Below are 21,627 nucleotides of genomic sequence, written 5' to 3' on the forward strand. Positions count from 1 at the left end.
CCTGAAATTGCGGATGCTTCATAAGTCAAAGGATAGCTTATCGGAACAATGGTCCCTTCTTAAACTTCCTTCACAGAGGCTCGGCTCAGGCGAGTCATTTTGAGCGAGGAGTTGCCATGCAACGCATTGAACACATCTACATCAACGGTGAGTTCGTCATTCCACACGGTCAGGAATGGTTCGACCTTCATAACCCGAGCACCGAGGAAGTCATCGGTCAGGTTCGGCTGGGCGATGCGCTGGACGCACAGCGTGCCATCGCCGCCGCCAAGGCTGCGTTCCCGGCGTGGGCGCTTACCAGCCGGGAGGAGCGCATTGAGGCACTGCGACGCATGCACCGGGCCGTGGCGGCAAAGGAGGAAGAACTGCTGGAAGCCATCCTGGTGGAATATGGCGCACCTATGGCCCGCGGGCGCTCGATGGCGACTTATGCGGCTGACGTGATCGCGCAAGCAATCAATGTACTGGAAGCGTTCGAATTCGAGGAGCAGGTCGGCATGGCCAGGGTCATTCTGACGCCCCTGGGCGTTACCGGTCTGATCACACCCTGGAATAGCAATGCGGGCTTTATCTGCAACAAGCTGGCCACCGCGCTGGCGGCAGGCTGCACCGCCGTCATCAAGCCCAGCGAGATGAGCGCGTTGCAGACGCAGGTCGTGGTCAGGGCGTTGCACGAAGCGGGGCTGCCACCGGGTGTATTCAATATCGTCAACGGACGAGGCAATGTGGTCGGCGAGGAAATCGCCCGTCACCCCGACGTTGCCAAAATCTCGTTCACGGGGTCGTCCGCTATCGGCCAACATCTGGTCAAAACCGGTGCTGACACCATGAAGCGCGTGACGCTGGAACTCGGCGGCAAGTCGCCCACCGTGGTGCTTGACGATGCGGATTTCCAGGCAGTCATGCCGCTGGTGTTGCAGGCCGGATTTCTCAACAGTGGCCAGGCTTGCATCGCGGGCACTCGCATCCTCGTGCCGCGCAGCCGGCTGGCAGAGTTCGAGCGGATTGCCAAGGAGGGTGTCTCACAGATTCAATCGGGCGATCCGCGCAACGCCGACACCGACATCGGCCCCATGGTGAGCCAGAAACAGTGGGAACGGGTGCAGCGCTACATCCGTATCGGCCAGGAAGAAGGCGCGAGGTTACTGTCGGGTGGCGAAGGGCGCCCGGAAGGCTTGCACGCCGGATGGTTCGTGAAGCCCACGATTTTCACTGAGGCCAACAACCGGATGCGCATCGCGCGTGAGGAAATCTTCGGCCCCGTGCTGACAATCATCCCCTACGAGGATGACGCTGATGCGATCAGTATTGCCAACGATACGGACTATGGGCTGAGCGCCCTGGTGCTGGGAAAAAGTCCCGAGCGTTGTATGAACCTCGCCCTTCAGATCGATTCGGGACGCGTGCTCATCAACACCCTGGCCCACGAACCGCGCGCCCCCTTCGGTGGATTCAAGCAATCAGGCCTTGGGCGCGAAATGGGCAGGTGGGGGATGAGCGCGTATCTGGAGCCGAAGACATTGGTCACCTATGACCCGTTGAAATGACCAGTCGGGTTCCAGTCCGGGCGTGCTGGGTGGATAGAGTCGGAAGCAGGGCGGCAATCGTTCCTGGTTTCCAGCAGAGCTGGAGGCTGAGGTGGATCGAGTGATCGCTTCTGGCCGATAGCTCCCCCTCAAAACGGTCACCAATAAACACTGCTAAACCACGCTCTCCCGATAAACACCCCTGACATGCCCAACCCCTGCCGCCTGTAACCGCGCCACCAAATCTTCCCGCGCCGCGCGCCCACCTGTGCGCACGTCTTTCTCGACGGTGCCCACGGACTGCCAGTGTCGGTCCAGGCATTCGGCGGTGGCCAGGCGAGCGGCGTGGTTGGCGGCGTCGGGTTCGGGCGACTCCGCTGCATTGGGCGTAGGCGCAGGTACTTCCGTTTTTGTCGATGAGCCGAACAGTTTCTTGAAGAAGTTCATGTGCAGTCCGTTGCTGGGGTATCGGCGCTTCAGGAATAGTTGAGCGCGCTCACATAGGCACGAAACATATCAGCCATGCCATCGGCGTAAACAGCGATTTCTTCAGGTGTGCGTGGACTGCCGGAGAAATCCTTGCCGACCGAACTGAGCGTGGTCAGGATCAGATCGCAGGCCAGTGTGCGGGTTGGCTCGGTCACCTCGGGCAATAACTCCAACATGAACGCCTCGAATATCTGCTGCCCCGCTGCGCGCACTTCCAGGGCTTCCGGAGCATCGCGATAGAGCGGCGCCGCGTCATTCAGCGCGACGCGCATCGGGGCCTCTTCGCATTCTGATCTGATGAAGGCATGCACCAGTGTGCGCAGGCGATGCAGCGGTGCCTCGGCATGTTGCGCCAGGATGCCGCGCAGCATCTGGGTGGTTTGCTGCCACTCGTCACTCTGCAACCTGAACAGAATTGCCGCCTTGTTCGGAAAATACTGGTAAACCGAACCCACACTCACGCCAGCCTTCTCCGCGACCCGTGCGGTGGTGAAACGGGTGGCACCTTCCTTGGCCAAAACCTGAATAGCCGCTTCGAGAATTGCCGCCACCAACTCGGTGGAGCGTGCCTGTTGTGGCTGTTTGCGCGTGGAAATACGCGGGGTCTGGCGGGTGGTCATACAGGGTTCCGGAGGCAGGGCTAATGCGAATAGCGGACGCGATAAATCACTCGCATACTTTTAATGCGACGAATTAGTCGCATCTTAGTCCCAACTCTACGGAAATCAATTATGTCGAGCCTGTCCACTGCGCCTTTGGCGCCCCTGATCGAACGGTTGTATACCCAAGCCGGCGCCGCTACCAGCCCAGTGCTGAACACGCTGTCGAAGGATGAGCGCGAGCGGCTGATGCACAGCAAGACCGAATATGTGGCGCTGTATTCGATGCTCAAGGACCTGTGGCTACCGGTGTCGCGCGACACCGGCAAACTGCTCTACATGCTGGCGCGCAGCATTAAGGCGCGGTCGATTGTCGAGTTTGGTACCTCGTTTGGCCTGTCCACATTGCACCTGGCTGCTGCGTTGCGTGACAACGGTGGTGGTGTGCTGATCGGCAGCGAATTCGAAGCTTCGAAGATCGCCCTGGCGCGCGAGCATTTCATCGAAGGCGGCGTGAGTGACCTGATTCATATCCGCGAAGGCGACGCGCTGGTCACCCTGGCCAGCGACCTGCCGGACAGCGTAGACCTGCTGTTGCTGGACGGCGCCAAGACGCTGTATGGCGACGTGCTCGGCCTGGTGGAAAGCCATCTGCGCCCCGGCGCACTGGTGGTGGCGGATAACACCGATTACTGCCCTGAATACCTGGCCCATGTACGCGCACCGGAGAACGGCTACCTGTCCGTGGCGTTTGCCGATGACATCGAACTTTCAATACGCCTGGGCTAATCGCGGACGCAACTCGTGCACGTATTTGCCACTGGAGCCGCCGGCTGGGTGGGTTCCGAATCAGCGCTTGCTGAACGCCAGCCGCGCAGCGAACAACACAAAGATCATGCCGGTGGTGCGGTCCATCCACTGAATGACTTTTTCACGGCGCAGGAAACCGGACAGTGGTTGCGTAGCACCGATCAATACCAGTGACCAGGCCAGGCCGAGCAGCACATGGATGCTGACCAGACCGAATGTCCAGAGGATCAACGGTTGGCCCTGGGGGATGAACTGCGGCAGGAACGACACGTAGAAAATCCCCACCTTGGGGTTGAGCACGTTGCCCAGCATGCCCTTGACCAACCAGTTGCCCGCGGGCTTGGCATCCGCCCCGGCGTTGGTCAATGAGCGACGGGGACGCAGCAACATGTTCAAGCCCAACCAGGCCAGGTACGCGGCGCCGCAGTACTTGAGCAGGTTGAAGGCGACTTCCGACACCGCAACCAACGCCCCCAGGCCAAACGCAACCGCTGCGCCCCACAGCAGGCAACCGGCGTTGATCCCCAGCATGGCTTGCAGCGCCTGGCGCTTGCCTTCGACCGTGGCGGTCCTGAGCACCAGAGCGGTGTCGAGACCGGGCGTGAGCGTCAGCAGTGTGGCGGCGAAGGTGAAGGCGAGGAGGTTATCCGTGATGGACATGGGCGGGATTCGTGCTGGGTGGAGGTGGTGCCCAAGCATATCGCCATTATCGTGTGGTTCGCGATTTTCTTGTGGCAAACGCGCTCACCCCAGGAAGCGCGCTTGCCACGACACGTTCAGTGCAGGCTCAGCGGTTGAAGCGCTCGACCAATGCGTATTGGGTGGACGCGGTGTTCGTCAGTTCCTTGCTCAGGTCAGTGGATTGATGGGCTTGTAGCGAGGTCTGGTCGGCCAGTTCGGCGATGGTGGTGATGTTGCGGCTGATTTCCTCGGCGACGGCGCTCTGTTCCTCGGTGGCAGCGGCGATCTGGGTGGTCATGTCGGTGATATGCGACACGGCTTCGCTGATGCCCACCAGCGCCTGGTCCGCCTCAAGCACCCAGGCCACACCTTCCTGGGCCTGGCGTTGACCGTTTTCCATGCTTTGCACGGCGTTGTTGGAGGATGCCTGCAGTTGGGTGATCAACCCGTGGATCTGGGTGGTGGACTGCGACGTGCGCTGCGCCAGTTGGCGCACTTCGTCAGCCACCACGGCAAAACCACGGCCTTGCTCGCCGGCCCGTGCGGCTTCGATGGCGGCGTTGAGGGCCAGCAGGTTGGTCTGGTCGGCAATGCCTTTGATCACGTCCACCACGCTGCCGATTTCGTTACTGTCCTTGGCCAGTTGCGCCACGGTGACGCCGGTTTCGCTGACCACCGCAGACAAACGCTCGATCGCCTCACGGGTATCCCTTGCCACTTCACGACCGCGGCCCGTCAAGACGTTGGCCTGCTGGGTGGCGTCGGCGGTGCGTTGCACGTGGCTGGCGACTTCCTGGGTGGTGGCGGCCATTTGGTTGACGGCGGCCGAGACCTGTTCGGTTTCAACGCGCTGACGGTCCAGGCCTTTGGAGCTGGCGGAGGCCAACTGATCGGATTGCCCGGCCAGGGCACTCAGTTGCTCGGCGCTGTCCTGCAAGCGGGTGAGGCAGGTCTTCAGGCGCGCGTTCTGGCTGAGGAACGCCGTTTCGAGGCGTGCCTGAGGCCCACGTGCGTCGCTGTACATCTGCGCGATCAAGGCATCCGAGGTCGACGGCTCCACGCCGTGCAACAGCCGCAACGTGCTGCCTTGACGCCAACGCGAACAGAGCACGCCCACCGGTACTGCGACGGCAACGGCCACAGCGATGGCGACGGGCGCACTGAGGAACATGCCGGCGAGGCTGCCGGTAAGCCCAGTTGCCACATATGGGACACAATTGATAGCGGCCGGCAGCCAGGCGTCCTGGCGAGGAACACCCGGTTTGCCCTGGCTTATGCGTCGGTACAGGGCCTGGGCCCGGCGGATCTCATCGGCCGTGGGCTTGACCCGCACGGACTCGAAACCGACGACCTTGCTGCCGTCGAAAATGGGCGTGACGTAGGCATTGACCCAATAATGGTCGCCGTTTTTCGAGCGGTTCTTGACGATACCCATCCAGGGCAGGCCCTGTTTGAGCGCGCCCCACATGTGCGCAAACACGGCGGGGGGCACATCCGGGTGACGGACGATGTTTTGCGGTGCCCCAATCAGATCCGCACGTTCAAAGCCGCTGATATCGACAAAGGCGTCGTTGCAGTAAGTGATGACACCTCGGACATCTGTGGCGGAAATGAGTTTTTGCGAAGGCGCGAGGGAAATCTCACGCTGTGTTACGGGCTGGTTATTGCGCATTCCGACTACTCCATGGTTGCACTCAGTCCATCGGCGCCATCTGCGAAAAGGTTAATTCACATTGGTCAATTCGCCAGCCACTGGTCAAAAGCCTGAAACTTCCCGATGAAACCCCTCATAATGGCGGCCATTTTTGTTTAGCCGTTATTCTGGTGTGCCCCCATGGAAATCAAGGTCAACTTTCTCGACAACCTCCGACTTGAAGCCAAGTTCGACGACTTCACGGTGATTGCCGACCAGCCCATCCGCTATAAAGGCGATGGCTCGGCACCGGGGCCGTTCGATTACTTCCTGGCGTCGTCGGCGTTGTGCGCGGCGTACTTCGTGAAGTTGTACTGCCAGACGCGCAATATCCCCACCGAGAATATTCGCCTGTCGCAGAACAACATTGTCGACCCGGAAAACCGCTATAACCAGATCTTCAAGATCCAGGTCGAGTTGCCCGCGGACCTCTCCGACAAGGACCGCCAAGGCATCCTGCGCTCCATCGACCGTTGCACGGTCAAGAAAGTGGTGCAGGCCGGGCCTGAGTTTGTCATCGAAGAAGTCGAGAACCTGGACGCCGACGCCCAGGCCTTGTTGATGCCCAACTCAACCTCCGAGGGCGGCACCTACATCGCCGGCAAAGACCTGCCGCTGGAGCAGACCATTGCCAACATGTCCGGCATTCTCGCCGGCTTGGGCATGAAGATTGAAATCGCGTCGTGGCGCAATATCGTGCCCAACGTGTGGTCGCTGCATATCCGCGATGCGCATTCGCCGATGTGCTTCACCAACGGCAAGGGCGCGACCAAGGAGGGCGCCTTGGCGTCGGCACTGGGCGAGTTCATCGAGCGGCTCAACTGCAACTTCTTCTACAACGATCAGTTCTGGGGTGAAGAACTGGCGAATGCGCCATTCGTGCATTACCCGGATGAGCGCTGGTTCCAGCCGGGGCCCAACGACGAGCTGCCAAGTGAAATCCTCGACGCCTATTGCCTGAAGGTCTACAACCGCGAGGGCGAGCTGCGCGGCTCGCACTTGTTCGACACCAACTCCGGCAACGAAGAGCGCGGCATCGTTTCGCTGCCGTTCGTGCGCCAGTCGGACGGCGAGGTGGTGTACTTTCCGTCCAACCTGATCGAAAACCTATACCTGAGCAACGGCATGAGCGCTGGCAACACCCTGGCCGAAGCCCAGGTGCAGTGCCTGTCGGAGATCTTCGAGCGCGCGGTGAAACGTGAAATCATCGAGGGCGAGTTCGCCTTGCCGGACGTGCCGACCGAGGTGCTGGCCAAGTACCCAGGCATTCTCGCCGGTATCCAGGGCCTCGAAGCCCAAGGCTTCCCGGTACTGGTGAAAGACGCGTCCCTGGGTGGTGAGTTCCCGGTGATGTGCGTGACCCTGATGAACCCGCGCACCGGTGGCGTGTTCGCCTCCTTCGGCGCGCATCCGAGCCTGGAAGTGGCGCTGGAACGCAGCCTCACCGAACTGTTGCAAGGTCGCAGTTTCGAAGGCCTGAACGACTTGCCGCAACCGACGTTCGAAGGCCAGGCGGTGACCGAGCCGAACAACTTCGTCGAGCACTTCATCGACTCCAGCGGCGTGGTGTCGTGGCGCTTCTTCAGCGCCCAGTCGGACTACGAATTCGTCGAGTGGGACTTCACGGGCGCAGGCGAAGACTCGAATGCCCAGGAGGCCGCGACCTTGTTCGGCATTCTGGAAGGCATGGGTAAAGAGTCCTATATGGCGGTGTACGAACACCTCGGCGCCACCGCGTGCCGCATCCTGGTGCCGGATTACTCGGAAATCTACCCGGTGGACGATCTGATCTGGGACAACACCAATAAAGCGCTGTTTTTCCGCGAAGACATTCTCAACCTGCATCGCCTCAACGAGGAAGAGCTGCAAGCGTTGGTCGAGCGCCTGATCGAGAGCGAACTGGACGACTACACCGATATCACCACGCTGATCGGCATTGAGTTCGATGACAACACCGCCTGGGGCCAACTGACCATCCTGGAGCTGAAGCTGCTGATCTTCCTGGCCTTGCAGCAGTATGAAGAGGCCAAGGAGTGCGTGGAGATGTTCCTGCAGTACAACGACAACACGGCTGAACGTGGCCTGTTCTATCAGGCGATGAATGCGGTGCTGGAGATGGAGCTGGACGATGACCTGGAACTGGCGGATTACGAAGCCAACTTCCGTCGCATGTTTGGCAATGAGCGGATGGATGCGGTGATTGGCTCGGTGCAGGGCGACGTGCGCTTCTATGGTTTGACGCCGACCAGCATGAAGCTGGAAGGGCTGGACCGGCACCAACGCCTGATTGAGAGTTACAAGAAGCTGCACTCGGCTCGCGCCAACATCACCTCAGCCTGACGCTGACCCCTGTGGGAGCTGGCTTGCCTGCGATGCAGCCACCTCGGTGTTTCAGATGTATCGCGGTGATGCTATCGCAGGCAAGCCAGCTCCCACATTTGATCGTTTTCTGCTGTTAGATTTTTGCCAGGGCTTGGACTAGGTCCACCCGTACGGGCCGTTGCGTACACCCGCCAGGCACGTTAGCGGGTCGGGTTCAGTACCTGCTGCAAGCGCGCGACAACGGCGGTACTGGCGGCTTGCATCGGCGCACGCAATTCGCTGCCGATCAAGCCTTGCAGGGCCAGCGCGGCTTTTACCGGTGCGGGGTTGGGCTCCATGAACATGGTGTTGATCAGTGGCAGCAACTCGAAAAAAGTCGCTCGCGCCTCTGCCAGCTGATTGTCCCGCACCAACTGGCACAGCGCCACGAACTGCTCGGTCTGCAGGTGAGCCGAAGCCGCAATGGCACCGGTCGCACCCAGACACAAGGCGTTGAAGATCTGCTCGTCTTCACCACACAACACCTCCACATCACCGCTGGCCAGCAGTGCAAGGGTGTTGCCAAGGTTGCCACCACAATCCTTGATCGCCACGATGCGTTCATGGGCGACGATGTTCAGCAAGGTGGCTTGCTCGAAGGTAGCGCCGGTGCAGTAAGGAATGTCGTAGAGAATGATTGGCACGCTGGAGGCATCGGCCACGGTGCGGAAGAACGCCTCCAAACCCGCTTGGGACGGGCGGATGTAACTCGGTGCTGGCACCAAAAGCCCCGCCACCGGGCGTTGCAGGATTTCGCGCTGGAACTGCAGCAGCTCAATCTGGTTATAGCCCGCCAGACCCATCACCACGCGGTGCGCCGGTACCCATTGCAACACCGCATCGAGCACCGCCAGTTGTTCCTGGCGACTCAGCGCCGCCGCTTCCCCAGTGGTGGTGCACACCATGATCCCGGCCACGTGTTTCTCCAGCAAGTGGCTAACCAGACGGTGCAGGCCGGTGAAGTCGATGGCGCCGTCATGGAACGGCGTGACCACGGGAACCCAGATACCTTGAAACGATGACATGCACTTTCTCCTGATGATTGACCGCTGGAGTCACCGTCAGAAGGGCAGAGGGGAATTGTGCGAATCGGGCTCAATGTCCTGTCAGCTCATCTGACGGGACAGCGCGCCCCGGTCACATGAGCGACTGTTTCTTCGATTTGAGGGCGTGCGCAACGCAACCTTGTGCCTTGGCAAGAGAGCCAATGGCGAAAGGGTTGACGGAAGACGTTGCAGACATGGGATGACACACCCTGAATAAGGCCCCCATCTTCATGGAATATTACGAAGCGTGTCAACGGGGCGCGTTTGAGTTTATGCAGCCGTCGCCGGATATGTGCGGGTCGCAATTATGCGGCCGTGCTTTCAACCAGCCGGTAGTCTATCCACACACTCCGGGAGAACCTCGATGATCCGACGCGCGTGTTTGGCCGCTTTGCTGACCCTGTCTGTCTCGACCGCCTTTGGCGCCTCGACCTATGATCATCTGTATGCCTTTGGCGACAGCTACTCCGACAATGGCGCGGGCGAAGCGCTCACCACCCGGCTTACCGCGCAAAAGGTCAAAGACGCCCAGGCACTGCCCGGCCCACTGTACTGGAAAGGACGCTGGAGCAATGGCCCGACCGCCGTTGAAGGTTTGTCCCAGGCATTGACAACACCGTTGACCGACTACGCGGTGGGCGGCGCCAAAAGTGGCCACGGCAATTACTACACCTGGATGATGCCAACCCAGGACACAGGCTTGCTCGGCCAAGTCGCCGAGCATTTGCAAGCCGCCAAGTCCCACAAGGCCGACCCCAAGGCGCTGTATTTCATCTTTATCTCGGCCAACGATTTTTTCGAATGGGCCGACTTCTCCCATCCTGAAAGCATTGAAGCCCTGAGCGAATCGAGCCTGGCCAACATCCGCAGTGCCACCGAGCAACTGGTGGCGGCGGGGGCCAGGCATGTCATGGTGGTGGGTACTACGGACCTCAGCCACGTGCCCGCCGTGGTGCAGGGCAACCACGTCGACAACGCGAAGAAGTACCAGCAATTGCTCGCGCAGAAATTACCGTCCGTGTTGGCGCAGATCGGCGTGGCGAAGGTCACTTACTTCGACCACTTGGCGTTCAGCGACGCGCTACGTGCCAATCCGCAAGCCAATGGGTTCACGGACCTGGACGCGCCGTGTCAGCCCACCTACCCGGAAGTAAAACCGGTGTGTGCCAATGCCGATGCGCATTACTACTGGGACGAATGGCACCCCACCCGCGAGGTCCACGCCCTGGCGGCCAAGGCCATGTTCAAGGCGTTGCCTTAGCCCGCGGCCACCGCCTCTTCAATCGCGGCGATGTCGATCTTCTTCATGGTCATCATCGCATCGAATGCGCGCTTGGCCGTTGCTCGATCCGGGTGGGTCACGGCGTCCGTCAACACGCGCGGTGAGATCTGCCACGACACGCCCCACTTGTCCTTGCACCAGCCACAGGCGCTTTCCTGGCCGCCGTTGCCGACGATGGCGTTCCAGTAACGGTCGGTCTCGGCCTGGTCATCGGTGGCAATTTGAAATGAAAACGCCTCGGTATGGGGAAAGATCGGGCCGCCGTTAAGGCCGATGCACGGGATGCCCAGCACCGTGAAATCCACGGTCAATACGTCGCCCTGTTTACCCGACGGGTAATCGCCGGGGGCCAGGTGCACGGCGTTGACCTTGCTGTCTGGGAAGGTCTCGGCGTAGAAGGTTGCCGCCTCCAGGGCGGTGCCGTTGTACCAGAGGCAGAGGGTATTTTTGCGGGCCATGGTCGGTTCCCATGAAGAATCGGTGTGTGAAGTTTAGACGACGCGTTCGTCTCTGCTCACACCGTGATCCGCCGGGCGGCCACGCCGTCCTTGTAATCCAACTGCTCGGGGCGGCTGCGGGACACGCCGATCAGCGTGTCCCCAGGCTCGCCGCGACCTTCGATCAGGGCTTTGCCCAGTCCTTTGCTGGTGCCTACTACCAGGGTTTTCATCGAATCTCTCCTTGATCTGGCTGATTGTTATGGGGGGCAGTCATGCGAGCAGACGATGCTTTGGTCGGCAATCGAGAGGCTGTTTCCAGATGTTATTAAGGGGGGGCAACTCAGTCTTGGCGTTGGCCGGTTGGCAGGTCTAGCCTGCGTAGATGAAGCGGACTTTATTGCGTTTTTGAGGTGGTTATTTATGCCGACTCGGTATAAGAAACTGTCAGTTCTTACAGGTTACACCGTGTGTATTTGGTCCCAATGTTCAGTAAACCTTCGCGCTAACAACTAAGGACGATACGGGTCATGAGCACATCGAACGGTAAAACCTCGTTTATCTATGCCGCTATCGTCATCAGTGCCTTCATCTCTACACTCGCCCCCGCAGACGAGGTTTACAACAAGGCGGGTCAGTATAAATATACCGCTCCCAAGTGGGGAGATATTAGAAGCATTCGGGTCACTTTGATTGGGGGGGAGGTGGTGGTGCTGGCGGTGGTTCCAATACTGGTAATTTTGTGGAGACGTATGTGTCTAATTTGGGCATAAATGGAATCTCCGGTGGTGGTGGCGGAAGTGGTGCAACTACAGTCTGCAACTTTTATCCTCCTTCAAAGGACCTTAATGTCCAGGCCATCACTATTAATGTTGGCGCTGGAGGTAAGGGGGGCATGGGAGGTGCTACCGACGATTCTGGAGGACATAAAGGGGGGGATGGAGGATCTAGCAGTATTACGACGGTTAATACAAACGTAGCGGCGTATACCCCGGTATATGGGAGTCAGAGTGGTGTGATCGCTGCTGGAGGCTCAGGTGCTACTGGTGCTTTTGAACGTTCAAGCGTCACTGACAACGGTGCGGGTGGTGCGGGAGGGGGGCTGAGTGTGGAGTGTCGCAAGCCCGACGCTGTTCCTGAGTCAGCCACGCCAGGCCGTGCCGGTGAAAGCGGAAAAAGGGATGTACCAGGTGCTGGAGCATCGGGAAGCTCCTTGGAGGCTTGTAAAGGGGCTGGCGCAGGAGGCAAAGGAGGTCTAAATGGTAGCGTCGCTGCTGCTTCAACGCCCGGACTTCCTGGGGAGAGCGGCTCAGATGGTTGCGTCATTCTAGAGCTCGTAAAATTTTGAAGGTGTTTGATTAAAACCAAATTGCCAGAAGGTAGCTGACCTCAAGAGCGGTCGGGCTTTGCAAACAATGCATTGCTCAAGCCCGGCGCGCCATCAACAACACCGTCGCCGCCGCCGACAGCAACCCCGCGCAGCACCGATTGAAGATCCGCTTGCCCCGAGGCTCGGCAAACCAGCGCCGCATGTGCAGGCCCATATAGGCGTAGGCGCTGATGGCGATCCACTCCAGCACCAGGAACATCGCGCCGAGCAGCGCGAATTGTGGGGTGACTGGCTCGCCGGGGACCACGAATTGAGGCAGGAAGGCGGTGAAGATCAAAATCGCCTTCGGATTGCCCGCCGCCACTAAGAACTCCTGCCGCGCCAACGCCCACAGTCCCACCCTGGCCGTGGCCGATTGCGCCTCTGCTTCCGGATTGGCGCGCCACAACTGAAGCGCCAGATAAAACAGGTACGCCGCGCCGAGTATCTTGATCCCATAGAACAACAACTCCGACGTTTGCAACACCACTGCCAAGCCGGCCGAAGCGAGGGCGATCATCCCGGCAAAGGCGAGCAAGCGACCGATGCCGGCCAGGCATGACGTGCGGTAGCCGTAGCGCGTGGAATTGCTCACCGACAGCAGGTTGTTCGGGCCGGGCGCCATGTTCAGGGCAAAGCAGGCGGGGAGGAAAAGGGCGAGGGTGGCGAGGTCCATGGCGGCTCCGGGTTCGCGTGGGCGGGGAGCTGTGAGGATAAGGGCAGTGGACGTCGTTGGACAGCCTCAGCCGTTCGTGTTTCCAGCTATTGCGCAATGTTCGACACCGTATGAACGACCGCCGTCACCATTGTTTCAACACTGTTAGCCCCGTCGACCCGTAAGATCGGGGCCGTCAGTTGTGATAGCCACGCCTCGTGCAACGCCCGGTTGCGCCCCGAGAAATTCGGGTCGTCATACTGCGAAGCCCATTCCCGAAAGGCCAAGTGGATCTGATGCATATCACCTTCGGGTGCGATTCGATCTCCATAGCGCGCCTTTTCGCGGGCAGCCAGTCGTTCCAGGCGTAGGGGCGTTGGCGTGACGACGAACACAATCACGTCTGCATCAGCAATCAACGCGTCTCCCCAGACCATGCAAGAGCCGGTCAGCACCCAACCGTCGTCACCGAGTGCCTGTTGCATCAGTGACACGCGTTCGCTGGGTGGCCGCTTGGTCGTGAACGGAGGGTCGGTGGGCATCCAGTAGAAATCATCGACATCGACCTGGCGCAGACCGAGCCGAGTGGCGAGGTGTTGTCCCAGTGTGGTCACGCCGGCGCATGAAGCCCCTGTAATGTAGATCCGCATGTGTCCTCCATTCATGCACGACAAGCTGTTCCAGCCCCGTTTATGTAGATGAGGGCTTGTCAGATGACCATTGGCTACAGTGTGAAGAGTAGGGCCATGGGCATCCGTTCACTCTGCTGTTGGGTGTCGCGCTCGTATCCCAGGCGCCTAGGTTTGCGCAGTCCAGACTGCTAGTTCGTACCCATCCGGATCCATGAAGTGGAACCGGCTTCCACCAGGAAACGTAAATGTCTCGCGGGTAATGAGCGCATCCAGGGCTTTGAGCCGCTGCTGCGTCCCATGGAGATCATCGGCGTACAAGATGACCAAAGGCCCACCCGGCCGCACCGGCTCCCCCGTTGTGAATCCCCCAGTCAGACGGCCATCGCTGAACTCGGTATAGGTGGGGCCGTAATCGACGAAGGTCCAGCCGAACGCACCGCCGTAGAAGGCTTTGCTCCGGGCAATATCGCTGACATTGAATTCGATGTTGTCGATTTGTCGGTCTTTACCTTGAGTGCCCATGCTTGCCTTCCTGGCTGATCTTCAGAGCAGCGAGTGTAGCGTGAACCCATGCCTGCATGAATACGGGAATCGTGCCTATGATGGCCTCGACTACAGAATTGATCGGAGTAGACAGCGTGTTGAAGATTGGAATCCTGGGCGTCGGCGAGTTGACGGAGAAGGTCGTGATCGGCCTGCGTCGCAGCGGGTTTGAGGGGCGGGTGTTGCTGTCGCCGCGCAACCAGGAACGTGCGCAGCAACTCGCTAAACAGTGGAACTGCGAGGTGAGGGCCGACAATCAACAGGTCGTCGATGGCGCCGATCTATTGGTGCTGGGTGTGCGCCCGGAGGTGGTTCAACAGCTTTCTGATGAAGTGCAGCTTAGACCTGAGCAAACGCTGGTGTCGTTGGTGGCTGGATTGAAGCTTGTGGAATTGCAGCGCCGTTTCCCGCGGGCGCGTGTGGTCCGTGCCATGCTGTCCTATGCCGCCCAGATCAACCAGACCACGGTGGTGGTCACGCCCGGCGGTGAACCCCATGCAACGCTGCTGGGCGCGCTGGGGTCATTGGTTGTTTTGGACGAGGAGGAGGCGTTCGAGTTGGCCACTGTCGCGGCCTGCATGAACGGCTGGTTCTATTTCTTCCTGAGCGATCTTCAGCAGTGGTTTACCGACAAAGGCCTGTCCAGAGAGCAGGCCGTCCAACTGGTGATGGGCAACCTGCAAGACTGCCTGGCCAGCGCCCGCCACCAGCCGTCGACCAGCCTGGAGGCGTTGGGTCGCGCCATTGCCACACCTGGCACCTTCACGGCGGCGGGGCTGGAGGTGCTCAGAGATAAAGGCGCGACGCAGGCATGGCGAGAGGCCGCTGATGAGGTGCTTGAGCGCCTGCACAAGCCTGCGCGTTTATAGCCGGTGATGTTCGAGCAAGAAGTCCACAAACACGCGGATCCGCGCCGGCATGCTCGCACCGCCCACAAACACCACGTGGATCGGCTCCCTGTCGCCAGGGTTCCAGGGCTCCAGCAGCGGCACCAGGTGACCGCGTTGCAGGTCCTCTGCAACCGTGAACGTGCCGATGCGCGCGATACCGGCGCCTAGTCGCGCCAGTTGAGCAAGTGCTTCGCCACTGCTGCATTCGATATTGCCGTTTATCTTCAGCGAAAACGTCTTGCCGTTCTGCGCGAAGGGCCAATCGGGTTGGGCCCGGCGGAAGTTGAAACGCAGGCAGTTGTGCCGCAACAGATCGTTCGGCTCCAGAGGCGTGCCGTGTTGCTGAAGGTAGTCAGGCGACGCCACCACGACCTGGCCGGTGTCGCCGATGCGGCGCGCCGTCAGCGGGCTGTCTGGCAGGTCGCCAAAGCGTATCGCGACGTCGGCTTGGCCGCCGAGGATGTCGACTATTTCGTCGCCCAAGGTCAGGTCCACCACAATGTTCGGATAGCGGGCGCTGAACGCTGCCACCAGGGGCACGATGGCCATGCGGCCGTGGCCCAGGGCCGCACTGACCCGCAACCTGCCTTTGGGGGCACCCTGGTCGGCGATGGCATCCTCGACTTCGGCCATGTCGGCCAGGATGCGCCGAGCGCCGCGAAGGTAAACCTCGCCTTCGGCGGTGAAGGCGATGGCTCGGGTCGTGCGAATGAGTAGGCGGCTGCCCAGGCGCTGTTCCGTGCGCGCGATGACCCGGCTGACGGCTGAAGGTGTCAGTCCCAGTGCCCGTGCCGCGGCCGAAAGGCTGCCTTCCTGCGCCACCATCGCGAATACAGCCATCTCACCCGACCTGCCGTTGAAATCCATTTTTGCCTCGCGCGCAAAGGTGATTGCCAATTAAACGGTCTAGTGCCGTTAAAGCGTAGATCGTAGCATTTGCGGCATAAATGAGGAGTCTTCCATGCGTATCAATCCACCCCTTGTAGCCCTTGCTGTCGGTGCCTTTGGCATTGGCGTCACTGAGTTCGCGCCCATGGGCATGTTGCCCACTATTGCCAATGACCTTGGCGTTTCGATTCCCACTGCGGGGCTGTTGGTCAGCGCATACGCCCTGGGGGTATTGCTCGGCGCGCCACTGATGATCTTGACCACCGGCAAGATTCCCCGTCGTCACTTGCTGGTCGGCCTTATGGCCATTTTCACCCTGGGTAACGTGATGTCGGCGCTTGCAACCGGCTATTACGACCTGCTGATCGCCCGCGTCATCACTTCGCTCAACCATGGCGCGTTTTTTGGCGTCGGCTCCATCGTCGCCGCCAGTGTGGTCGCGCCGGACAAGCGCGCCGGAGCCGTCGCGGCGATGTTCATGGGCCTGACCCTGGCGACCATTGGTGGCGTGCCACTGGCGACCTGGTTTGGTGAACTGCTTGGCTGGCGTACGGCGTTCTGGGGCATTGGCGGACTGGGCCTGGTGACCATGGTCGCGCTATGGTTCGCGCTGCCAAACCTGCCGCTGCCGAAAAGCGACGGTGTGCTGGCCGAAATCAAGGTGCTGGGGCGCGGTTCGGTACTGGCGGCACTGGCCCTGACCGTGGTGGGTTCCAGTGCTATGTTCACCGTGTTTACCTATATCGCGCCGATCCTGAGCAACGAGACCCATGCGTCTACCCCCTTTATCACGGCCATGCTGGTGTTGTTCGGTGTCGGGTTGACGCTGGGCAATATATGGGGCGGCAAGGCGGCAGACCGCTCGATCGACCGGACCCTGATCGTTTCGCTGAGCGCCCTGATCCTGGTCCTGCTGGCCTTCGCATTCCTGATGCGTTGGCCGATACCCGCAGCGGTGAGCATCCTTATCTGGGGGATCGCCAGCTTCGCAGTCGTGCCGCCTTTGCAGATGCGCGTGATGGAAGCGGCCAAAGACGCGCCGAATCTGGCTTCGGCCGTGAATATCGGCGCCTTTAACTTCGGTAACGCGATTGGCGCCGCAGTGGGAGGCGCGGTGATCAACGCAGGGCTGGGCTATCCGGCGATCTCCCTGGCCGGCGCCGCGATGGCGGGCTTGGGGCTGTTGATGGTCGTGACGTTCGCCTGGGGCGCCAGAGGCCGCATGGCTGCGGCGGTCTAGGAAATCGAGTATCGTTGGCCGCCTCAGCTGCCAGCCTGGTGCAGGCGCAGCGCATGATCGATGGTTCAGGGACGACTGGAATGGCACTCAGGGTGATGGTGATCGGCGGCTACGGTAATTTCGGCAGCATCGTGTGCCGACATTTGGCCGCAGCGCCGGGCATTGAGCTGGTGATCTCGGGCCGTGATCCACACAAGCTGCAGCGCAAACTCGACGAGTTGAATGCGCAGCCCGGCACTGTCTGCGAAGGCTGGTGTGGCGACGCGATGGGGGCCGGATTCGCGGGTGTTTTACTGTCGAAGCATATCCAGTTAGTGATTCATACCGGCGGGCCGTACCAAGGGCAGTCCTATGCAGTTGCCCTGAGCTGCATCGAAGCCGGGGTGAACTACTGCGACCTGTCCGACTGCCGCACCTTCGTCAATGGCGTGGGCGTGCTGGACGTGCACGCCAAACAGGCGGGCGTGGCCATTCTCAGTGGTTGCAGCTCAGTGCCGACGCTGTCGTCTGCGCTCATCGATCAGTACCGGTCTCGCTTCTCGCGCATCGACTCGATCGAACATGGCATTTCCTCGTCGGCCAAGATGCCAGGCCTGTCGACAATCGAAGGTGTGCTGGCCTACGCGGGCAAACCGATCAAGCAACTCAGGAATGGCCAGGTACACGAAGTGCTGGGTTGGCAGGACCTGACGCTGCGCAAAATGCCGGTGTTGGGCACGCGAGTGCTGGCCAATGTGGATGTGCCGGACATGGACATCTTCGCCGGTCGGTATGGCGCCCATACCTTGCGCTTCAAAGCTGGCGCCGGGCTCAAATTGGGGGGTGTCGCCAACTGGGTGCTGGCTCAGGCACTGAAGCTGGGAGTGGTACGGGATCATGTGGCCTGGGCGGCGCGGTTGCACCGCCTGGGCACCTGGTTCGAGCGATTTGGCGACGGTAAAAGCGCGATGTACATCGATGTGCAGGGCTTGGGGACCGACGGCAGACCTTTGTCATTGACCGTGCAATTGACAGCCTTGAATGACAAAGGCCCGGAGATCCCCAGCTGCGCTGCCGTGGCCCTGGCCATCAAAATCGCTCAAGGTTACGTACCCATGCCTGGCGCGCGACCGTGCGTAGGTGAGATCACCGTGGATGAATACATGGCCGCGATCAACGATCCGGCGAACCTGAGTCTGGCCGTGCGGTTCTCTGACGAGCAGCGCTTTTAACGCGAAAGCACGGGCGCGCTGCTTTTGTCCTCGGGCCCCACGTCGTGCAAGGAAATCCGCGAAGTTTCCGGCAACGCCAACCCACCGGCCAACGCCAGCAACGCCACCGCGATCAAGTAGAACGCCGGTGACAGATTGCTGCCCGTGGTGCTGATCAACCAGGTCGCCATCAACGGCGCGGTGCCGCCGAAGATCGTATAGGCCAGGTTGTAGGTGATCGCCGAGGCGGTGTAGCGCGTACGGGTCGGAAACGTCTCCGACAGCAAGGCTGCCGTGACCACGCCACACAATACCGCCCCCACCGCCAGCAACATCACGCCGACAATGGATGCCGCGAACGAACCGGAGCTGGCCATCAGGAACGACGGATACACCACGACCATCAACAACACACAGGCCGTCATCACGGTGGCGCGCCGCCCGACTCGATCGGAGTACAACCCCGCCAAAGGGCAAATTGCCGCGGCGAAAATCAATGCAATCAGCGACACCAGCAACGCCATCGCCCGACTCAAGCCTCCTGCCACCTGCAGATACGTCGCGAAATACGTGGTGAACATATAGAACGACAGCGCCGTCAGTGACACAAAAGCGCCCAGGCAGCAGATCGCCGCACCATGGTTGCGCAGGGTTTCCTTGAGCGGGGAGTGGGCGACGGTGTGTTCTTCCTTAACGGCCTGGAAGGCGGGCGTCTCGTCCAGCTTCCAGCGCAGGTAAAGCCCCACCAGGCCGAGCGGCGCGGCGATCAGGAACGGCAAGCGCCAGCCCCAACTGCCCATGGCCTCGGCTGACAACGACGCTTCCAGTGCATACGCCACCACCGCGGCGGCGGCGAAAGCGGAAAACGTCGACACCGGCACGAAGCTGCCATACCAGGCGCGCTTGTCACTGGGCGCGTGCTCCATCAGATAGGCACAGGCCCCGGCGTATTCGCCCCCGGCGGAGAACCCTTGGGCGCAGCGAATCAGCGACAAGAGGATCGGCGCCGCTACGCCGATGGCGGCATAGGTCGGCAGCAGGCCTATCAGGGTAGTGGCACCGGCCATCAGCAGGATCGTCATGGCCAGGGTACGCTTGCGGCCGATGCGGTCGCCGAGCATGCCGAAGAAAATCCCGCCCAGTGGCCGGAAGGCAAACGCCACGGCGAACACGGCGAAGGTTTTGAGCAATGCCGCGCTGGCGTCGCCGCTGGGGAAGAACTGCTGGGCGATGGTCGTGGCGAGGAAGCCGTAGACGGCGAAGTCAAACCACTCGACAAAGTTACCGATGCCGGCGGCGATGATGACCTTTCGCAGAGTCTGGGGGCTGACCTGTTCGGTGGAGGGGCTCGTCATGGGGGAAGGCCTCGGGATAGCGATGGGGATGACTGATTATCGGGTCAGGCTGTTGGGCGGCGGGGCCCAAAAGAGTCGTCCGCGTAGTCAGCAGCGACTTGCGGGTATTGGGGGGAGGCAGGAATTGGGCCAGGTGAGGCAAGGAGCCTGTGCGCAACTGTGATTAAGACTTTAACAATGGTTTACATCGCTGAACCTTTGATGCCGGTATGGTTTGTGGCTACTGGCAAACATCATGGTCGCCTCGACCTACAATCCCGCCTTGCGCATGCGGGTCGAGGATTGCCTGACGGCGGGGTTCAGCAGCACCTGTGTCGCCAGTAGCGGGACATTGATTATGTTTCCATCCTGGTTGATGCACTCGGTACGACGCTTTAAGGGAACGCGGCCACGGATCTCGATCGCGTTCAACTTCGGTACATGATGCCCCTTAGGTTTCACTGATGGAAGCGTCTGCCCAACGCATCCAACCGCACCGCAATCGGCGGCAGCTGCTCACTGCTGCGAGCCAGGGTTTCCACATCGTTGGCGGTGCTTTGCGCAATGCTCTGCACCGACTGCAACCGCCCGACAATCTCCAGGTTCGCCTCGGTCTGCTCGCGGGTGGTGGTCACGATTCGCCCGTTCAGGTCGTCGATCTGTGCGATGTCGCTGCCCACCGCGCGGAGCATATCGACGGCGACCTGGCTGTCTTCCACGCAGCGGTCCACGCCTTGGCGGCTGTCGTGCATGGCTTCCACGGCCTGGCGGCTGCCGTGTTGCAGGCTCTCGATGATGGTCTTGATTTCCTGGGTGGACACTGCCGTGCGCTGCGCCAGGTTGCGTACTTCGTCCGCGACCACGGCAAAGCCACGGCCTTGCTCGCCGGCGCGGGCGGCTTCGATGGCTGCGTTGAGGGCGAGCAGGTTGGTCTGGTTGGCGATGCTGCTGATCACATCGAGCACGGTGCCGATCTGCTCGGCCTGTACGGCCAGGCCTTGCACCGTTTCATGGGTGCCGTTGAGGCGTGAGGCCAACTGGGTGATTTCCTGCTGGGCGCGGCCGACACTTTCCTGGCCACGCAAAATCTGTTGGCTGGCCTTGCCAGCGTGATCCACCGCCTGTTCGACATGCACGGCGATGTGGCCCATGGCGTCTTCCATACGCTGCATGGAACCGGTCATCTGGGTGATTTCCGCCAATTGGTGCCGCGCGCCTTTTTCCAGGGTGCCGCTGGCGCTGGCCAGTTCCTGGCCGAGTTGGCCAAGGCCGTGGGAGTCGCGGGCAACGCCGTCTATCAGGTGGGTGATCTGTTGCAAGAAGTGATCGAAACGCTTGGCCAGGGACATGTGCACCTTGCCTTCGCCCTGGGCGGTTTGCGCCGAGATCTGTGTGGTGACGGAGAGCATCTTCTCGAGCATTTCCTGGCTCTCGACCGCTTCGGCCTGGCTGTGCACGGCCAGGTACAGCAGGGCGACGGTCTCCATCACCACGTAGAAGGCATGCACGAACACCATGGTCCAGCCGCCGTGATGCTCCATCACAAACACCGGAACGCCTTGATGTTGCAGGGCATGGAATACCACATGGTGCACGGCGATGGTGGCGGCGGCGACCAGGATCGGCAGCCAGTCGCGATAAAACGTCAGCACCGCCAGCAACGCGAAGATCCCGAAGTGCGATTCGATCACGCCCTGCGCCTGGTTAATGTGCAGCGCCGCCATGACCATCAAACCTGCGCCGAGGGCGCAACGCATCACGCGGCTGCCGCCTATCGCACGGTAGAGCAGTGTGAGCACCACGCTGGTACTGCCGCCAACAATGATGGCTTGCATCAAGGTGTCGTGCCAGAACGCCAGGCCCAGGGAGAACAGGAACATCAGCCAGACCAGCGCCAGCATGATGCGGTCGGCTTTGCGGTAGTGCTCGAAAAAACGCGTGCGAGTGGGCATTCACACTTAC

General features: G+C 60.7%; 20 protein-coding genes and 3 pseudogenes. 9 read left to right on the forward strand and 14 right to left on the reverse strand.

The genetic code is table 11. The features are described from left to right. The first annotated feature begins 116 nt into the window (after window positions 1-116). Window positions 117-1,547 (forward strand): aldehyde dehydrogenase family protein, encoded by a 1,431-nt coding sequence (locus AB4O08_RS26270; protein WP_460114517.1) that lies wholly within the window; start codon window positions 117-119, stop codon window positions 1,545-1,547. A gap of 153 nt (window positions 1,548-1,700) precedes the next feature. On the opposite strand, the gene AB4O08_RS26275 is transcribed toward AB4O08_RS26270, so the two are convergent. Both AB4O08_RS26275 and AB4O08_RS26280 read right to left on the reverse strand, forming a co-directional pair. After that, window positions 1,701-1,973, reverse strand: a complete 273-nt coding sequence (locus AB4O08_RS26275; protein WP_010210163.1) for a hypothetical protein — start codon at window positions 1,971-1,973, stop codon at window positions 1,701-1,703. 29 nt (window positions 1,974-2,002) lie between these two features. Then, window positions 2,003-2,635 carry a TetR family transcriptional regulator gene (locus AB4O08_RS26280; protein ID WP_021493017.1) on the reverse strand — a complete coding sequence of 211 codons (633 nt, stop codon included), beginning with the start codon at window positions 2,633-2,635 and terminating at the stop codon, window positions 2,003-2,005. Window positions 2,636-2,746: 111 nt separating this feature from the next. Between AB4O08_RS26280 and AB4O08_RS26285 the strand changes: the two genes are divergently transcribed. Further along, window positions 2,747-3,403, forward strand: a complete 657-nt coding sequence (locus tag AB4O08_RS26285) for an O-methyltransferase (protein ID WP_021493018.1) — start codon at window positions 2,747-2,749, stop codon at window positions 3,401-3,403. Between the two features lie 60 nt (window positions 3,404-3,463). Here AB4O08_RS26285 and AB4O08_RS26290 read toward each other — a convergent pair whose 3' ends face one another. From AB4O08_RS26290 to AB4O08_RS26300, 3 genes and pseudogenes are all read right to left on the reverse strand, one after another. Then, entirely contained in the window at window positions 3,464-4,084 is a 621-nt protein-coding gene (locus AB4O08_RS26290) for a LysE family translocator (protein ID WP_010210167.1), read from the reverse strand. Between the two features lie 127 nt (window positions 4,085-4,211). Continuing rightward, on the reverse strand, window positions 4,212-5,276 hold the full coding sequence (locus tag AB4O08_RS26295; protein WP_412177532.1) for a methyl-accepting chemotaxis protein: 1,065 nt from the start codon (window positions 5,274-5,276) through the stop codon (window positions 4,212-4,214). 228 nt (window positions 5,277-5,504) lie between these two features. Next, a pseudogene (locus AB4O08_RS26300) lies at window positions 5,505-5,777 on the reverse strand (PAS domain-containing protein); the annotation flags it as partial. A 162-nt stretch (window positions 5,778-5,939) separates the two neighbouring features. Between AB4O08_RS26300 and AB4O08_RS26305 the strand changes: the two are divergent. Further along, window positions 5,940-8,138 (forward strand): OsmC domain/YcaO domain-containing protein, encoded by a 2,199-nt coding sequence (locus tag AB4O08_RS26305; RefSeq protein ID WP_010210173.1) that lies wholly within the window; start codon window positions 5,940-5,942, stop codon window positions 8,136-8,138. A gap of 182 nt (window positions 8,139-8,320) precedes the next feature. On the opposite strand, the gene dapA is transcribed toward AB4O08_RS26305, so the two are convergent. Next, on the reverse strand, window positions 8,321-9,184 hold the full coding sequence (dapA, locus tag AB4O08_RS26310; protein ID WP_460114518.1) for a 4-hydroxy-tetrahydrodipicolinate synthase: 864 nt from the start codon (window positions 9,182-9,184) through the stop codon (window positions 8,321-8,323). Window positions 9,185-9,569: 385 nt separating this feature from the next. Between dapA and AB4O08_RS26315 the strand changes: the two genes are divergently transcribed. After that, complete coding sequence (locus AB4O08_RS26315; RefSeq protein WP_460114519.1) at window positions 9,570-10,466, forward strand: SGNH/GDSL hydrolase family protein; 897 nt, start codon at window positions 9,570-9,572, stop codon at window positions 10,464-10,466. Here AB4O08_RS26315 and AB4O08_RS26320 read toward each other — a convergent pair. Both AB4O08_RS26320 and AB4O08_RS26325 read right to left on the reverse strand, forming a co-directional pair. Beyond that, entirely contained in the window at window positions 10,463-10,945 is a 483-nt protein-coding gene (locus tag AB4O08_RS26320; RefSeq protein WP_460114520.1) for a VOC family protein, read from the reverse strand. The two genes, AB4O08_RS26315 and AB4O08_RS26320, sit on opposite strands and share 4 nt — an antisense overlap. 77 nt (window positions 10,946-11,022) lie before the next feature. Further along, window positions 11,023-11,157: pseudogene (locus tag AB4O08_RS26325) on the reverse strand (SDR family NAD(P)-dependent oxidoreductase); the annotation flags it as partial. A 297-nt stretch (window positions 11,158-11,454) separates the two neighbouring features. On the opposite strand from AB4O08_RS26325, the gene AB4O08_RS26330 reads away from it, so the two are divergent. Beyond that, window positions 11,455-11,697: a hypothetical protein gene (locus tag AB4O08_RS26330; RefSeq protein ID WP_205517771.1), complete on the forward strand. Its 243-nt coding sequence runs from the start codon at window positions 11,455-11,457 to the stop codon at window positions 11,695-11,697. A gap of 651 nt (window positions 11,698-12,348) precedes the next feature. Here the strand turns inward: AB4O08_RS26330 and AB4O08_RS26335 are convergent. The 3 genes from AB4O08_RS26335 to AB4O08_RS26345 form a co-directional block, all read right to left on the reverse strand. Beyond that, complete coding sequence (locus AB4O08_RS26335; RefSeq protein ID WP_010210180.1) at window positions 12,349-12,969, reverse strand: LysE family translocator; 621 nt, start codon at window positions 12,967-12,969, stop codon at window positions 12,349-12,351. An 86-nt stretch (window positions 12,970-13,055) separates the two neighbouring features. Next, complete coding sequence (locus AB4O08_RS26340) at window positions 13,056-13,598, reverse strand: ATP-binding protein (RefSeq protein ID WP_047541765.1); 543 nt, start codon at window positions 13,596-13,598, stop codon at window positions 13,056-13,058. Between the two features lie 147 nt (window positions 13,599-13,745). Next, a complete protein-coding gene (locus tag AB4O08_RS26345) occupies window positions 13,746-14,102 on the reverse strand; it encodes a VOC family protein (protein ID WP_010210182.1) in 357 nt (118 codons plus the stop codon). A 116-nt stretch (window positions 14,103-14,218) separates the two neighbouring features. Here AB4O08_RS26345 and AB4O08_RS26350 point away from each other — a divergent pair, with 116 nt between their 5' ends. Then, a complete protein-coding gene (locus AB4O08_RS26350; RefSeq protein WP_031291300.1) occupies window positions 14,219-14,992 on the forward strand; it encodes a pyrroline-5-carboxylate reductase family protein in 774 nt (257 codons plus the stop codon). On the opposite strand, the gene AB4O08_RS26355 is transcribed toward AB4O08_RS26350, so the two are convergent. Then, window positions 14,987-15,880: a LysR family transcriptional regulator gene (locus AB4O08_RS26355; RefSeq protein ID WP_031291303.1), complete on the reverse strand. Its 894-nt coding sequence runs from the start codon at window positions 15,878-15,880 to the stop codon at window positions 14,987-14,989. The two genes, AB4O08_RS26350 and AB4O08_RS26355, sit on opposite strands and share 6 nt — an antisense overlap. Window positions 15,881-15,974: 94 nt before the next feature. On the opposite strand from AB4O08_RS26355, the gene AB4O08_RS26360 reads away from it, so the two are divergent. Continuing rightward, complete coding sequence (locus tag AB4O08_RS26360; protein ID WP_010210185.1) at window positions 15,975-17,141, forward strand: MFS transporter; 1,167 nt, start codon at window positions 15,975-15,977, stop codon at window positions 17,139-17,141. An 80-nt stretch (window positions 17,142-17,221) separates the two neighbouring features. Beyond that, window positions 17,222-18,352 (forward strand): saccharopine dehydrogenase family protein, encoded by a 1,131-nt coding sequence (locus AB4O08_RS26365; protein WP_460114877.1) that lies wholly within the window; start codon window positions 17,222-17,224, stop codon window positions 18,350-18,352. On the opposite strand, the gene AB4O08_RS26370 is transcribed toward AB4O08_RS26365, so the two are convergent. Then, entirely contained in the window at window positions 18,349-19,686 is a 1,338-nt protein-coding gene (locus AB4O08_RS26370) for an MFS transporter (protein WP_021493030.1), read from the reverse strand. The two genes, AB4O08_RS26365 and AB4O08_RS26370, sit on opposite strands and share 4 nt — an antisense overlap. A gap of 235 nt (window positions 19,687-19,921) precedes the next feature. On the opposite strand from AB4O08_RS26370, the pseudogene AB4O08_RS26375 reads away from it, so the two are divergent. Next, window positions 19,922-20,110, forward strand: a pseudogene (locus AB4O08_RS26375) (putative 2OG-Fe(II) oxygenase); the annotation flags it as partial. Window positions 20,111-20,123: 13 nt separating this feature from the next. Here AB4O08_RS26375 and AB4O08_RS26380 read toward each other — a convergent pair. Then, on the reverse strand, window positions 20,124-21,617 hold the full coding sequence (locus AB4O08_RS26380) for a methyl-accepting chemotaxis protein (RefSeq protein ID WP_044287258.1): 1,494 nt from the start codon (window positions 21,615-21,617) through the stop codon (window positions 20,124-20,126). Window positions 21,618-21,627 lie beyond the last annotated feature (10 nt).

The sequence above is a fragment of the Pseudomonas sp. H3_E07 genome, from assembly GCF_054668895.1.